This window comes from Marinobacter sp. VGCF2001 (genome assembly GCF_049943275.1).
In the GTDB taxonomy this organism is placed as follows: domain Bacteria; phylum Pseudomonadota; class Gammaproteobacteria; order Pseudomonadales; family Oleiphilaceae; genus Marinobacter.
The window spans coordinates 66,327-78,695 of sequence record NZ_JBNFVX010000017.1 but is presented as its reverse complement, the minus strand read 5'-3'; the positions used below and the strand labels follow the sequence as shown (position 1 = coordinate 78,695).

The window sequence follows — 12,369 nt, the reverse complement described above, 5'->3', positions numbered from 1 at the left end:
CCATGAGGGCCAGGTCACCGCCCTGCTGGGGCATAACGGGTCCGGCAAATCAACGCTGCTGAAAACCCTTGCCAGGCAAGTATCGGCCTCGGCCGGCAAAGTCATGCTGGAGCAGAGCCCATCCAGCCAGTTCGGGGCCCGTGCCTTTGCCAGGATCGTCGGTTACCTGCCGCAGCATCCACCAGGCACTGATGGCCTGACCGTTCGGGAACTGGTGGCTCTGGGCCGGTACCCGTGGCGGGGGCCTCTGGGCCGGTACAGCGACACCGACCAGCAATTGATTGACCAGGCCATCGCCGACACCGGGCTAGGTGCCTTCGAGCACCGATCCGTGGATACGCTCTCGGGTGGCGAACGCCAGCGCGCCTGGGTTGCCATGCTGCTGGCCCAGCAAACCCGCTGCCTACTGCTGGACGAGCCCATTTCGGCCCTCGACGTCAAGCACCAGGTAGAGACCCTGCGCCTGGTGCGCCAGCTGGCCGAACAGCGGGAACTGACGGTCATCGTGGTGTTGCATGATGTTGATCTGGCATCCCGGTTCTGTGATCGCCTGGTTGCCCTGAAGAAAGGCCGAGTGGTCGCCGATGGCACCCCGGCCGAAATCATGGACAGTGAAATCCTTGAATCCATCTACAGCGTGCCAATGGGGGTTATGGAGCGGGCGCCCGGACAATGGGTTTCCTATGTTCACTAAGCATCGATCCGCCCTGGCAGGACTGATTCTCCTGCTACTGCCTGCAGTGGGGCTACCTCAGACCTGGAATCATGAGATTGGTAAGCTGAGCCTGCCGAAAACTCCCCAGCGCGTTGTGGCGCTGAATTGGGCGGCTACCGAAGCACTCCTGCTGCTGGGCGTAACGCCGGTTGGTGTGGCCGACAAGGCTGGCTACGGCACCTGGGTGCAGGAACCAACACTGCCCAAGACCGTTACCAATGTCGGCACCCGAGTGGCTCCAAGCCTCGAAGCCATTGCCCAGCTCAAGCCCGATCTGATCGTTACCAGCAGTGAAATGGCACCAGCAGCGGAGATGCTTCAGAAGATTGCGCCTACCTATGTCGTCAGTGTCTATAAACAGGGCTCCCGGCCCTACGACAAAGCCCGGGAAATGCTGATCACGCTTGGCCAGATGCTGAACCGCGAAAGCCGCGCTGAATCGGTGCTGGCAGACATCGAACAAACACTGGAGCAGCAGCGCAAACGTTTGCGGCAAGCGGGTGTCACTGACAAACCGGTGGCGCTGGTCAATTTCCTCGACGACCGCCATGTTCGGGTCTACACCCCCAACGGCCTTTACCAGACCACCCTGGAACACCTGGGGCTGGCCAACGCCTGGCAACAACCGGGCAATTACTGGGGCTTTTCGGCCGTAGGCCTGGAGGCGGTAGCCGAAACACCCCGGAGCCGTATTGTGGTTATCGAACCGTTAATACCCGGGCTGGCAAAGAACCTGGAACACAGCCCTTTCTGGACCTACCTTCCTCCCGTTCAGAACCGGGAAATCTATCGGATTCCCGCAGTCTGGCCCTTTGGCGGCGTGTATCCGGTCAAGCGCCTGGCCACGGCGTTGGCCGATGCGCTGATTGAGGGAGGCAGCAACCATGTCCGCTGAATACGCGGTTCAAACAAACGCCCGCCCGGACATTCCCGCCCGATTACCTGTGGCCGTTGGCCTGCTTTGGCTGTCCGCGCTGCTGGCCAGCGCCCTGCCCTGGCTGCAGCCATTGTCGACAGGGCAGCTCCTGTCGGCGTTCTGGACTTTTGATGGCGATCTCTATGCCTCGGTGCTGGCGCATTTTTCCTGGGCACCCCGGGTGTCGATTGCCGTCCTCATTGGTTGCGCCCTCGGCCTGGCCGGTGCGGTCACCCAACAGGTTCTGGGCAACCCGCTGGCCTCGCCGACCACACTGGGTGTGGAGGCCGGGAGCCAATTCGGCATTACGCTCGCCACACTGTTCGCCCCCGGCTTACTGGCTTTCAGCCCGGACCTTGCTGCCGTTGGCGGCGGTTTGCTGGCTATCGGGCTGGTCATCCTGCTCACCTGGCGGCTGGGCTTTTCACCGGTTACGGTTATTCTGGCGGGTCTGGTGGTTACCTTTTTCCTCGGCGCCATCAACATGGCCTTCCTGTTACTCAAGGGCGAATGGCTCGGAAACCTGTTTATCTGGGGGGCCGGGTCTCTGGTGCAGAACAACTGGGCGCCGTTCTTTGATCTGCTGCCCCGGGTGCTGATTATTGCCGGGCTGATGCTTACCCTGGTTCGACCGCTTCAGTTACTGCAACTGGGGCAGATCTCGGCCAACTCATTGGGCGCCCGGGTAGCGCTGCTGCGTTCCGTGGCGCTGCTACTGGTTGTACTGATGAGCTCGGTGGTCGTTAGCCGGGTTGGCGTGGTGGCTTTTGTGGGCCTTGCTGCGCCGGTCCTGGCTCGCCTGCTGGGCGCCAGAACGCTAACGGAGCGGCTGCTCTGGAGTACTCTGGCCGGTGGGGGTTTATTGCTGCTGGCCGACACCCTGGCGCATTGGGCGACCACTCTTGACGGCGGATCTCTGGTCCCAACGGGCACCACCACTGCATTGATTGGCGGGCCGATCATTCTGCTGGCATTGCAGGGAATCCGAAATACCCACCAAATGCCGGGGCAGGCCAGCCACCCGGCCGGGTTTCTGCCCAAACGCCGCAATCCGCTGATAATAGCCACCTGCCTTGGTGCCCTGCTGGCCCTGACGGTCATTGTTTCCATGGGATGGTCTCCCGGGCTTGAAGGCTGGAGCTGGACACCACTGGCGCAATGGTCGGAGGCCTGGGTGTGGCGGGGGCCACGACTGATGGCCTCGATCCTGGCCGGTATGGCGCTGGGCATGGCCGGCACATTGATTCAGCGTATGACGGGTAACCCGATGGGCAGCCCCGAATTACTCGGGATAAGCGGCGGCGCAGCGCTGGTCATGGTGATCATGATTCTTACCGGAACAGACCTCGGCCGCCCGGGCCAGCTTGTCGGGGCCACCGCTGGCGCTGCCGGCGCCCTTGCGCTGCTGATGCTGCTGGCCAGAAAGCACCGGTTTGCCGGTAACCAGCTGCTGTTGGGAGGGCTGGCGCTCTACGTCTTTATGGACGCCGGCCTGCGCCTGGTCATGGCCTCCGGCGGCACGGTTGCGGCACGCCTTCTGAACTGGATGTACGGCTCCACCTGGCTGGTCTCGGAAACCGAAGCCCTGGGCTTGATGGTTCTGGTGCTGGGCCTGAGCATACTGCTGCTACTGGCACTGCGACCACTGACACTGCTACCGCTGGGCGAAACAGCTGCTTCCTCCCTGGGTTTGCGGGTACCCCGCGCGCGACTTCTACTGTTGGCGCTCGCGGCTGTACTGACCGCCGCTGCAACCATTGTGATTGGTCCGCTGAGTTTCGTGGGCTTGATTGCGCCTCACCTGGCGCGGGTTCTGGGACAGCAGACCGTCGGCCGGCAATTGGTGGTCGCCGCGCTCTGTGGCGGCTTATTGCTGTCGCTGGCCGATTACCTGGCCCGGATTCTGATCTACCCCAACCAATTACCAGCCGGTTTGCTGGCGGCATTGGTTGGCGGCCTGTACTTTCTCTGGGGGCTGAGCCGTCATGGTCGAGCGTGATACCACGCCGGAATGGCTGGCAAATTACCACTCCCTGATGCGAACGCACGGGCTGCAGCCGGCCACGGAGCTGGGTCATGCACTGGCCCGGGATGATCGGCAAAAACCAGCCATTCTCACCCTCGCCCAGCTTCTTGAAGACCCGGCGCTTCTGGACCGGCAGACTCGTGAGGAGTATCCGGATGCCACTTCGCCCCGTCTTCGTAAAGCTCTGATGTCAGTGCTGCATCAAAGCCTGGCACTGCAGATAATCAGCCCACTGGTGATACAACTGTTCCGGGATGGTGAAGGCACTCGTTTAAGTCCGGAGCGCGTTGTTCTCATCGATCAGGCAAACGCGGAAAGCGCCCCGGACCGCTGGCAGTATCAAACGTCGGACGAGGAGCGACTGTCGCCGGGCGCCTTCATCCAGGCGTTGAGTCATCAAATGACGGATTGGTATCCGGTGTTTCGGCAGCACTTCGGGGTAAGCCCCGGCGCTTACTGGAGCAGCGTGGGGCTGGCGCTGGGGACACCCTATTCCCTGCTGTGGGACCGGGTCGATGCAGACGCACTGTGCGACCAGGCGAGTGCATGGCTGAACCGGTTTCAGTGCGATGCCAACCGCTACATCGACTGGATTCCCGCTGTGTTCAACGGCCGGCGCTGCGCTATTCCCCAGCGCCGGGGGTGCTGCCTCAAATACCTCCTGCCAGAAGGCGGCTACTGCGGTACCTGCGGTATCTATCGAAAAGAACGGCTTAGCTGACGCCCGGCACCGCGGTGAATATTATCGCCAGGCCAATCAAGCCAATCACCGCGCCGGAGCCCGCTGCCAGCTTCAGTCCTTCGAGCAATTCCTTTTCCGGATTCATGGCTCACGCTCCTCAATCGTTGATCATCGTTACCAGACCACCGGACTGACAAAAGCAGATGCCAAGGTCGTTCCGGCAACAAACTGCCATGATAAAGCGAATCATTATTATTTAAAACACTTTCGATGCAGTGCCCGTATGCTTGGATGACTGCAGCCTGGCTGCCCGGATTTCAGGCGACGCGCAACGAACCTGCTATGGTTATTACAAACCAGAACTATCAATACGGCTGTTAACGGGAGGCCGATCAATGGCAGGAGCAACCCAGTGGCTTGTGGCTGGCGTTTTGATCACGCTGGTTTCTTCCGCCAGCGCCAGGGACACGTACGAGTCTGACAAGCTGGCTTATCGTGTCGATACGGTGGCGGAAGGTCTTGAACATCCCTGGAGCCTGGCTTTCCTGCCCGATGACACAGCGCTGGTAACCGAGCGCGAAGGGCGGCTGCGCCGGCTGGTTGAAGGCCGCTTGTTACCGGAACCCGTCACAGGATTGCCGGAACTGGTGGTATCTGGCCAGGGGGGCCTGCTTGATGTGCGCCTTCACCCGGATTTTCAGAATAACCGGTTACTGTTTTTGAGCTACGCACACCGGACTCGCCAGGGCATGACCACACGCGTGGCCCGGGCAAGGCTGGCAGGCAATGCATTGGAGAACGTGGAGGTCATCTTTGAAGCCCTGCCCCGCTCCAACAACGGCCGGCACTTCGCCGGGCGAATGGAATTCGATCACAACGGCAACCTGTATATTGCCGTTGGCGACCGGGGCGAGATGGATCGCGCCCAGGACACCGGGGACGACGCGGGTGGCGTGCACCGTATTACCATCAACGGCGCCCCCGCACCGGGCAATCCGTTCGTCGGCAAAGCCGGCTTCAATGAAACCTTCTATACGTATGGCAACCGCAACATTCAGGGCATGACCCGCCATCCCTCTACTGGCGAGATCTGGAGCCACGAACATGGCCCGCGGGGCGGCGACGAAATCAACATACTCCGGGCCGGCAATAATTATGGCTGGCCGCTGGTCACCTATGGTAGTGATTACTCGGGGCTACCAATTTCCAGCCGCACCACCATGGAAGGCATCTCCGATCCGCTTCACTACTGGGACCCGTCCATCGCCCCCTCGGGTATGGCGTTCTATACCGGAAACCTGTTTCCTCAGTGGCAGGGGGACCTTTTCGTCGGCGCACTGAAACTGCGAAAACTGGTACGTTTGTCACTGGACGGAGAGTTAGCCATTGAGGAAGAAGACTTGCTCACCGAGTTAAACGAGCGCATCCGCGATGTTCGCATGGGGCCAGACGGTGCGCTCTGGCTACTGACCGACGCCCGCAACGGCAAAGTGTTGCGACTGGTGCCGGCCGACTAGCCGTTCAGTGAGGATCGTTGGTGCGTTCAGTCTTTTCAAACCGGGGCAGCTCATCGGTAATCTCGAACCAGTCGGATTTTGAGCCAACGTACACGTGTTGCGCGGCTTTCTTGCCCAGCGGTTCGTTAATCACGCCAACACGCAACCGCAGTATGCCGGGGATCGCATCAACGCGGCTGTATAGGGCACTGCCACAGCGGCTGCAAAAAGCCCGATACTTGCCGGGCCTGGATTCGTATTCAGTAATCCGTTCTTTGCCGGCGGTAAAGTGGAAACGAACCGCCTGCACCGGCGCACTGGCGGAAAATGCACTGCCATAATTACGCCGACACTGGCTGCAATGGCAGAGCGCCACGGGCCCGATCGGGCCATCGTATTCAAACTGGACTTCTCCACACAGGCACTGGCCGGTATACATAACGCTCCTGACTCACAAACACCACATTGATCGGGCAGATGATACCGGCCGGGGCGGGAATTGCCAGCCCTGCGGCGCTCGCTCCGTCAGCCGTAGGTTTGCTGCAAATACGCCAGAATGCGAGCCGACTCGAACAGCTCTGCCCCGGTATTCGGATCTTCAAGATACGGCACCTGAACGCGATCGTGTTTCTGGAAAAACGCGTCTCGTTTACCACCCGGAATTGGCCGGTAAGGGCCCGGTTTGATGCGCTGCCGGGCAGGCCCGAACTCGGTCCAGTGTTCCTTGCCCAGATTGTGCAGGGTATAAGGAATCTCGAGTTCACACAGGCGCTCACGCACCAGACGGGAAAACGGACTCCCTTCAAAGCTCCATAGGTGAAGCCCCTGTTCTGGCCTCCGGGCTTCTCTGGCGCTCATGCCCCGAAGTTCACTGGCGCCGGAACCCATCGAGCCGAGAACTGGCTGCCAGGGGCGGCTCTGGTAATAACGGGGCACCGAGCCCCGGCCATACTGGCGGAACAGATAATCAATGATGGCGGCAGACTCGTAGAGCACCGCACCGGTGTTCAGGTCATGAAACAGAGGAAACTGCTGTTTACCGCCCAACGCCTCGGCTTCCGGACGAAATAACCGGCCACCCTTCGGGCAGGGACGGATGTCAGCATCCAGATGCAATGCCGTCAGCGCCTCACGTACTCGCCGGCAATATGGGCAGGCCTCGATATCATAAAGTACCAGAGCTTGCTCGGGCTGGGAGGCTGCGGTGATCATCAGACACCCTCGCCATGCCGAAAAAGAGGAGGTTGCCACCGATTCCAGAACATTGACCTGATGTTTCAGCATTTTCAGCATAGAACTTCCTTACACTCAAAGTTTTTCGGCATTGTGCCATGGCTGTCCGGATACCCATTGGCCCTCTGGCCCAAGCCCCCTGTCATCCTAACTTACTGATTCCTCAATGCGCTTACTTTGTGTCACAAAAAAGCAATATAAACAGTGTCTCTACTGCCATTTTTTAACGTCATGTATAGCTTTTCTGCATAGTACAAAAGGGTGGAATGGGCTATTGTAGAGAGAGAACACAACAACGAGTTCCGGTCATGAATACTCAGGGGTTGCGGGCAGGCAAAGGCCTCGCCAGGGGCAGATTTGCATCAGGAACATTGGCGCTGGCGATCGCATTGGCCGGCGCTCCGCTCGGCGGGGCACTGGCTCAGGAGCAGGCGTCCGCTGCAGAGGCATTCGCCAGTTCCAGGCACTGGGCCAGCCAGATCCGGGATTACGCCAGCGAATCGCTGAACAGTGACGAAGCCCTGGGCGTTGCTGCCATTCCCCTCAACGGTCCGGGCATTGAGCAGTATGTGAACGCTGACTCTCTTATGAGCCCCGGCTCCATCATGAAACTGATCACCACCTACGCGGCATTGGAGTTGCTTGGCCCCACGCACCATTGGGACACCGATTTTCTGACCGACGGCAGGATGGTAGGAGATACCCTCAAAGGCGACCTGTACGTGCGTTTTGGCGGCGACCCAAAATTGACCCTTGAACGTCTCTGGCGAACATTGCGTGAACTCAAAAGTATGGGCATCAACCGGGTTGACGGCGACCTGGTGCTGGATGGCAGTTATTTCCGGGTTGGTGAAGGCTTTCCCGTTTTTGAAGATAACGGAGACAATCCCCACGCGCCGTTTCTGGTCGAGCCCTCGGGCTACCTGGCTAACCTGAACCTGTTGCATTTCCAGGTGCGCGCGGATGAGCGTGGCACCCAGGCCTGGACCACGCCGGAACTGGCTGAAGTCACCATCGATAACCGGGTCACCGCGATGCCTGAGGGCCCCTGCCCTGCCCGCAGCCGGTTTTCGTGGGAACCGGTGTATCAGGGCGATCACAGGGTGACCGTGCGGGTGACCGGTCAACTGCCTCAGGGGTGCCGGGCCACCAAATACCTTTCGCTGCTCCCCCACAAGCAATACTCGGCATCGCTGATTCGTTCCACCTTATCCGACATGGGCATTATCATCAGTGGCGGCGACAGGTTTGGCAGTACACCGGAGAATGCACGGCTGGTGATGCGCACAACCTCCCCAGATCTGGTATCTATGGTGCGTGACATCAACAAGTGGAGCAGCAACGTGATGGCTCGCCAGATGTTGCTGACCATTGGCGCCGAGTCCCGCCATGAGGATGAAGCCGACGACCGGGTCGCCGGGATCCGGGCAGTGTATGACTGGCTGGAGAAAAAAGGCATCAATACCGCAGGCATGGTTATCGATAACGGCGCCGGCCTCACCCGCCACGGGCGCATAACCGCACGGCAAGGAGCCCAGATACTGCGTCACGCCTGGGATAGCCCCTATGCTTCCGACCTGATGACCTCAATGCCCATTATTGCTATGGATGGAACCATGGCTCGGCGCCTGCGCAACACGGGCATGGACGGCGAGGGGCGCATCAAGACCGGATATCTCGAAAACGTACGGTCCATCGCCGGCTTCACCCGGGACGACAACAACACCACCTGGGCCATCGTTGGCATGGTCAATAATGACCCGGCCTGGAATGGCCAGGCGGTGCTGGACCGCGTGCTCTATTCGTTGCACTTCCGGCCACCGGTGGGAATGGCTTTATCCCAATCTGCCGATGAAAATCCTGCGTCTTCGATTCAGTAAACCAACATAAAAAGGCCGGCTGCAGCAGCCGGCCTGTCACTCATGCTTTGTGCAAAGAAAGCGTTTTTTGCCTGTCAGTCGACCGTATAAATCACCTCGTCGATGACATGAATCACGCCGTTAGACGCCTCAACATCAGCTTCGACGACGGTACTGCCCTCGATAACCAGAGCGTTGTCCTGTATGTCAACGTTCAAGTTGTTGCTGGCCAATGTTGTCACAGTCTCGCCGTTAGAGGCGTATGCCGTAAGAGAGTCAACCGTAGTTCCGAGAATATGCTGGCGCAGAATGGATGCCAGATTCGGATCATTGAGCAAGTCGACGGCTGTAATATCGAGATCCGTCAGTAGCGCCTCAAAAGCGGCATCTGTTGGCGCGAACACAGTGAGAGTCGCATTCTCATTCAAAGCTGCCGCCAGCAGCTCAGAAGCGCCATCAGTCTTAAGTGCCGCCAAAAGCGTTGTAAACTCAGCACCTTCTTCGGCCTCTGCAAGCGCTGTCACAATAGCCCCGATTGTTGCATCTGTATCACTGAGATCGCTCGGCGGCGGAAGCAGCACTTTGTCGATAATGTGAATAACACCATTGGTTGCGTCTACATCTGGCCCGGTTACTCGAGACGTGTTGACGTACAGCACGTCCTCACCGCTTTCCTGTGAGATAGAGAGCGCAACGTTTTCACCATTCACGGTTGGAACGAGGTTTTGTGGGACCGGGCTTTGCGCAACGCCGATCGCAGCGGAAGCCTTCACTTCACCCACGGACGTTGCGAGGACATGGTAGGTAAGAACCGCGTTCAATAGCTCTGTGTTGGCTAACAACTGTTCGGCCGTAAGCCCCAGGTCTTCCAACAGGGCTTCAAAGGCGGCGTCTGTCGGTGCGAACACAGTTAACTGGTCATCTCCACCGAGCAGTTCCGCGATGGATGGATCGGCTTCAAGAACTGCAGCTTCCAGAATCGTCGTATTCTCATTCTCAACAGCGATTTCCAGAATGCTTTGGGTCGCAGCATCGGTGCTGCCGTTGTCGTCGTTATCATCGTCATCAAGCCAACAACCGGACAGCATGACACTGCCTGCTAAAACCATCGGTAGAGCGTATTTTGCTTTCATTGTTCGTGCCTCGTCTGGAGGGGTTGATTACCAGGTTAAAGTGGTTCGAACCCGCACTGATTCAGTCCCTGAACAGTGTCGAAAGCAAATTACGGCAGGAGGAAAGAAACGGATTTACAGTTTTTTACATTCAGCGTACAAATGTAAGGTAAACGACAGAAAATCAGGCCTTACTCGATGGGTCGTTCTTTTCGCCGCAAACCGGCCATGGTCCAGTCCGCCAGCTTCCCGGCCACTGGCGCAATGAACGTAACCAGCGGAAACGCAACAGCCCAGGCGACCAGGAATGCAGCGCCCCACCGGTGAACAAACCCCTCTGTCAGGCCCGTATTAATAAATGTGATAGTGCCGGACATCAATAACGACATGATGCCGGACATATAAAAAGCGAAAATAAACTGGCGCACGCGCGTTTGCTTGTATTTGGACATAGTCTGATTCCGGTCTCTGGCATAAGCGGCAGCGTTCCATCCAAACCCGCAAACACAGCGTAGGACAAAAACGACCGCCAACGATGAATCGTTGCAACATCTTAGTGAGCACTCAACGTTTCGCTATACGGCTTTTTACCAAGGAGTTCAGGTCATGGATGTTTCGACGCCCGCAAAACGCTGCACCCGATGGCTGCTGGGGGTTGTGTTGCTGGCTGTGATGGTTGGCTGCAGCCAGACACGCCTGGCCTACCGCTATGCCGACTGGGGTGTGGTGTGGTGGGTTGAGGATTATATCAGCCTTACCGACAGCCAGGAGATCCGGCTAAATCAGGATCTGCAGGCACTGCAGCAATGGCATTGTTCAACCGAACTGCCCCACTACCGCCAATGGCTCGCCGTTCTCGAACAGGACCTCGCCGACGGCCCTCCCAGTAAGGCACAAGTCCTGCACCACCAGGAAACGCTAATGGCGTTTGTGCCAACCCTGTTGCGCCGGGCCACGCCGGTGGCCGTGAACCTGTTGTCGTCACTTTCAGACGCTCAGGTGCAACAACTGGCCCAAAACATGGCAGAGAACCAGCGAGACCTTGAGCAGGAAATGCTCGAGGGCACGCCCACCGAGACCGCCCGGGCACGCTCCGAGAGGACGATCGAACGCGTTGAGCGGTGGCTCGGCGATCTCAATGCGGATCAGCGTTCCATTGTTGCAGCGTGGTCCGCAGACCGCGGGCGACAAACGGAAATCTGGTTGCAGGGCCGCAAGAACTGGCAAGCGGCATTGCTTGAAGCATTGGAGAAACGTAACCAGCCCGGTTTTAATGACCGGGTGAAGGCATTGCTGGTACATTCGGAGCGCGCCCGGGGACCCGAATACCAGGCCATGCTGAGGGACAGCCAGAAGGCCATGTCTGAGCTGATGCACAACCTTATCAGAGCCGGGGATAGCCGCCACCAGGACCACTTGCTGGCCCGGGCCAGCGAACTGAACGGCGATTTTGCAGCACTGACCTGCAGCTGAGCGAAAGCGCAGGACCGATAAAAGCCCGGAGAATAACGCGTTCTCCGGGCTTTCGTGCCTGATGAACCGGAGGTTAAACCGTCAGGTAACCGCCGTCAGCGTTAATACAGGCGCCTGTGGTATAGCTGGAAGCACTGGACACCAGATACAGCACGGTACCGGCCATTTCATCCGGATTGGCCACACGCTTCATCGGAATGTGGGCCATGGCCTGCTTCTTGATGGCCTCGTTCGTGGTCAGCGCACTGGCAAACTTGGTGTCGGTCAGTCCCGGCAGCAACGCATTCACGCGCACATTCTGCTGCCCCAGCTCCATGGCGAAAGACTTGGTCATGGAAATCACGGCCGCTTTGGTGACCGAGTAAATGCCCTGGAAGTGGCCCGGGTTTACGCCATTCACCGACGCCACGTTAACAATAGAGCCGCCGCCATTTTTCTTCATCAGCTGAGCGCCGCGGGCACACATGAAGAAGTAGCCACGGATATTGACGTCAACCGTTTTATTGAAGGCGCCCAGGTCTGTGTCCTCCACCGGGCCAAAATACGGGTTGGCGGCGGCATTGTTCACCAGAATATCCAGCTTGCCGTGCGCGCTGGCAATGTGCTCCCAAACCGCTTCAATCTGGTCCATCTCGCCGATGTGGCAGGCATAGGCTTCGGCACTGCCGCCGTTGTCACGAATGCTGCTGGCGACCGCTTCGCAGCCATCAATCTTGCGGCTGCTGACGATAACATGGGCGCCATACTGGGCCAGAGTGCGGGCAATGCTCTCGCCGATACCACGGCTGGCACCGGTGACCAGGGCGACTTTTCCTGTCAGATCAAATAAATTCACGTTGCTCATGAAAATCCCTCGG

12 protein-coding genes are annotated in these 12,369 nt (G+C 58.7%); 7 read left to right on the top strand and 5 right to left on the bottom strand.

Features of this window, described 5'->3' with window-relative positions:
- The 5 genes from ACP2AU_RS14565 to ACP2AU_RS14545 form a co-directional block, all read left to right on the top strand.
- The coding region (locus ACP2AU_RS14565; protein WP_426376938.1) for an ABC transporter ATP-binding protein at positions 1-694 on the top strand (694 nt) is incomplete at its 5' end.
- Positions 684-1,610 carry an ABC transporter substrate-binding protein gene (locus tag ACP2AU_RS14560; RefSeq protein WP_426376937.1) on the top strand — a complete coding sequence of 309 codons (927 nt, stop codon included), beginning with the start codon at positions 684-686 and terminating at the stop codon, positions 1,608-1,610. The genes ACP2AU_RS14565 and ACP2AU_RS14560, both read left to right, overlap by 11 nt.
- On the top strand, positions 1,600-3,630 hold the full coding sequence (fhuB, locus tag ACP2AU_RS14555) for a Fe(3+)-hydroxamate ABC transporter permease FhuB (protein ID WP_426376936.1): 2,031 nt from the start codon (positions 1,600-1,602) through the stop codon (positions 3,628-3,630). The genes ACP2AU_RS14560 and fhuB overlap by 11 nt, the downstream gene beginning before the upstream one ends.
- Positions 3,617-4,378 carry a (2Fe-2S)-binding protein gene (locus ACP2AU_RS14550; RefSeq protein WP_426376935.1) on the top strand — a complete coding sequence of 254 codons (762 nt, stop codon included), beginning with the start codon at positions 3,617-3,619 and terminating at the stop codon, positions 4,376-4,378. The genes fhuB and ACP2AU_RS14550 overlap by 14 nt, the downstream gene beginning before the upstream one ends.
- A gap of 356 nt (positions 4,379-4,734) precedes the next feature.
- Entirely contained in the window at positions 4,735-5,856 is a 1,122-nt protein-coding gene (locus ACP2AU_RS14545) for a PQQ-dependent sugar dehydrogenase (protein ID WP_426376934.1), read from the top strand.
- A 4-nt stretch (positions 5,857-5,860) separates the two neighbouring features.
- Here the strand turns inward: ACP2AU_RS14545 and ACP2AU_RS14540 are convergent, their stop codons facing one another.
- The gene (locus tag ACP2AU_RS14540) at positions 5,861-6,274 is read right to left on the bottom strand and encodes a GFA family protein (RefSeq protein ID WP_426376933.1); all 414 of its coding nucleotides are present in this window, start codon (positions 6,272-6,274) and stop codon (positions 5,861-5,863) included.
- A gap of 86 nt (positions 6,275-6,360) precedes the next feature.
- Positions 6,361-7,128 (bottom strand): glutathione S-transferase N-terminal domain-containing protein, encoded by a 768-nt coding sequence (locus tag ACP2AU_RS14535; protein ID WP_426376932.1) that lies wholly within the window; start codon positions 7,126-7,128, stop codon positions 6,361-6,363.
- A 248-nt stretch (positions 7,129-7,376) separates the two neighbouring features.
- Here ACP2AU_RS14535 and dacB point away from each other — a divergent pair, with 248 nt between their 5' ends.
- Positions 7,377-8,948 carry a D-alanyl-D-alanine carboxypeptidase/D-alanyl-D-alanine endopeptidase gene (dacB, locus tag ACP2AU_RS14530; RefSeq protein ID WP_426376931.1) on the top strand — a complete coding sequence of 524 codons (1,572 nt, stop codon included), beginning with the start codon at positions 7,377-7,379 and terminating at the stop codon, positions 8,946-8,948.
- 74 nt (positions 8,949-9,022) lie between these two features.
- On the opposite strand, the gene ACP2AU_RS14525 is transcribed toward dacB, so the two are convergent.
- Together ACP2AU_RS14525 and ACP2AU_RS14520 are read right to left on the bottom strand one after the other, a co-directional pair.
- Entirely contained in the window at positions 9,023-10,060 is a 1,038-nt protein-coding gene (locus tag ACP2AU_RS14525) for a fasciclin domain-containing protein (RefSeq protein WP_426376930.1), read from the bottom strand.
- Positions 10,061-10,230: 170 nt separating this feature from the next.
- Positions 10,231-10,491, bottom strand: a complete 261-nt coding sequence (locus tag ACP2AU_RS14520; protein ID WP_426376929.1) for a DUF2798 domain-containing protein — start codon at positions 10,489-10,491, stop codon at positions 10,231-10,233.
- 154 nt (positions 10,492-10,645) lie between these two features.
- On the opposite strand from ACP2AU_RS14520, the gene ACP2AU_RS14515 reads away from it, so the two are divergent.
- Positions 10,646-11,512 (top strand): DUF6279 family lipoprotein, encoded by an 867-nt coding sequence (locus ACP2AU_RS14515; protein ID WP_426376928.1) that lies wholly within the window; start codon positions 10,646-10,648, stop codon positions 11,510-11,512.
- A 73-nt stretch (positions 11,513-11,585) separates the two neighbouring features.
- On the opposite strand, the gene ACP2AU_RS14510 is transcribed toward ACP2AU_RS14515, so the two are convergent.
- Positions 11,586-12,356, bottom strand: a complete 771-nt coding sequence (locus ACP2AU_RS14510; protein WP_426376927.1) for an SDR family oxidoreductase — start codon at positions 12,354-12,356, stop codon at positions 11,586-11,588.
- Positions 12,357-12,369: the final 13 nt, after the last annotated feature.

What these genes read in the sequence shown, in the direction of transcription:
- ACP2AU_RS14560 (WP_426376937.1), top strand. Translation starts at nt 684, where the DNA reads ATGTTCACTAAGCATCGATCCGCCCTGGCAGGACTGATTCTCCTGCTA.
- fhuB (WP_426376936.1), top strand. Translation starts at nt 1,600, where the DNA reads ATGTCCGCTGAATACGCGGTTCAAACAAACGCCCGCCCGGACATTCCC.
- ACP2AU_RS14550 (WP_426376935.1), top strand. Translation starts at nt 3,617, where the DNA reads ATGGTCGAGCGTGATACCACGCCGGAATGGCTGGCAAATTACCACTCC.
- ACP2AU_RS14545 (WP_426376934.1), top strand. Translation starts at nt 4,735, where the DNA reads ATGGCAGGAGCAACCCAGTGGCTTGTGGCTGGCGTTTTGATCACGCTG.
- ACP2AU_RS14540 (WP_426376933.1), bottom strand. Translation starts at nt 6,274, where the DNA reads ATGTATACCGGCCAGTGCCTGTGTGGAGAAGTCCAGTTTGAATACGAT.
- ACP2AU_RS14535 (WP_426376932.1), bottom strand. Translation starts at nt 7,128, where the DNA reads ATGCTGAAAATGCTGAAACATCAGGTCAATGTTCTGGAATCGGTGGCA.
- dacB (WP_426376931.1), top strand. Translation starts at nt 7,377, where the DNA reads ATGAATACTCAGGGGTTGCGGGCAGGCAAAGGCCTCGCCAGGGGCAGA.
- ACP2AU_RS14525 (WP_426376930.1), bottom strand. Translation starts at nt 10,060, where the DNA reads ATGAAAGCAAAATACGCTCTACCGATGGTTTTAGCAGGCAGTGTCATG.
- ACP2AU_RS14520 (WP_426376929.1), bottom strand. Translation starts at nt 10,491, where the DNA reads ATGTCCAAATACAAGCAAACGCGCGTGCGCCAGTTTATTTTCGCTTTT.
- ACP2AU_RS14515 (WP_426376928.1), top strand. Translation starts at nt 10,646, where the DNA reads ATGGATGTTTCGACGCCCGCAAAACGCTGCACCCGATGGCTGCTGGGG.
- ACP2AU_RS14510 (WP_426376927.1), bottom strand. Translation starts at nt 12,356, where the DNA reads ATGAGCAACGTGAATTTATTTGATCTGACAGGAAAAGTCGCCCTGGTC.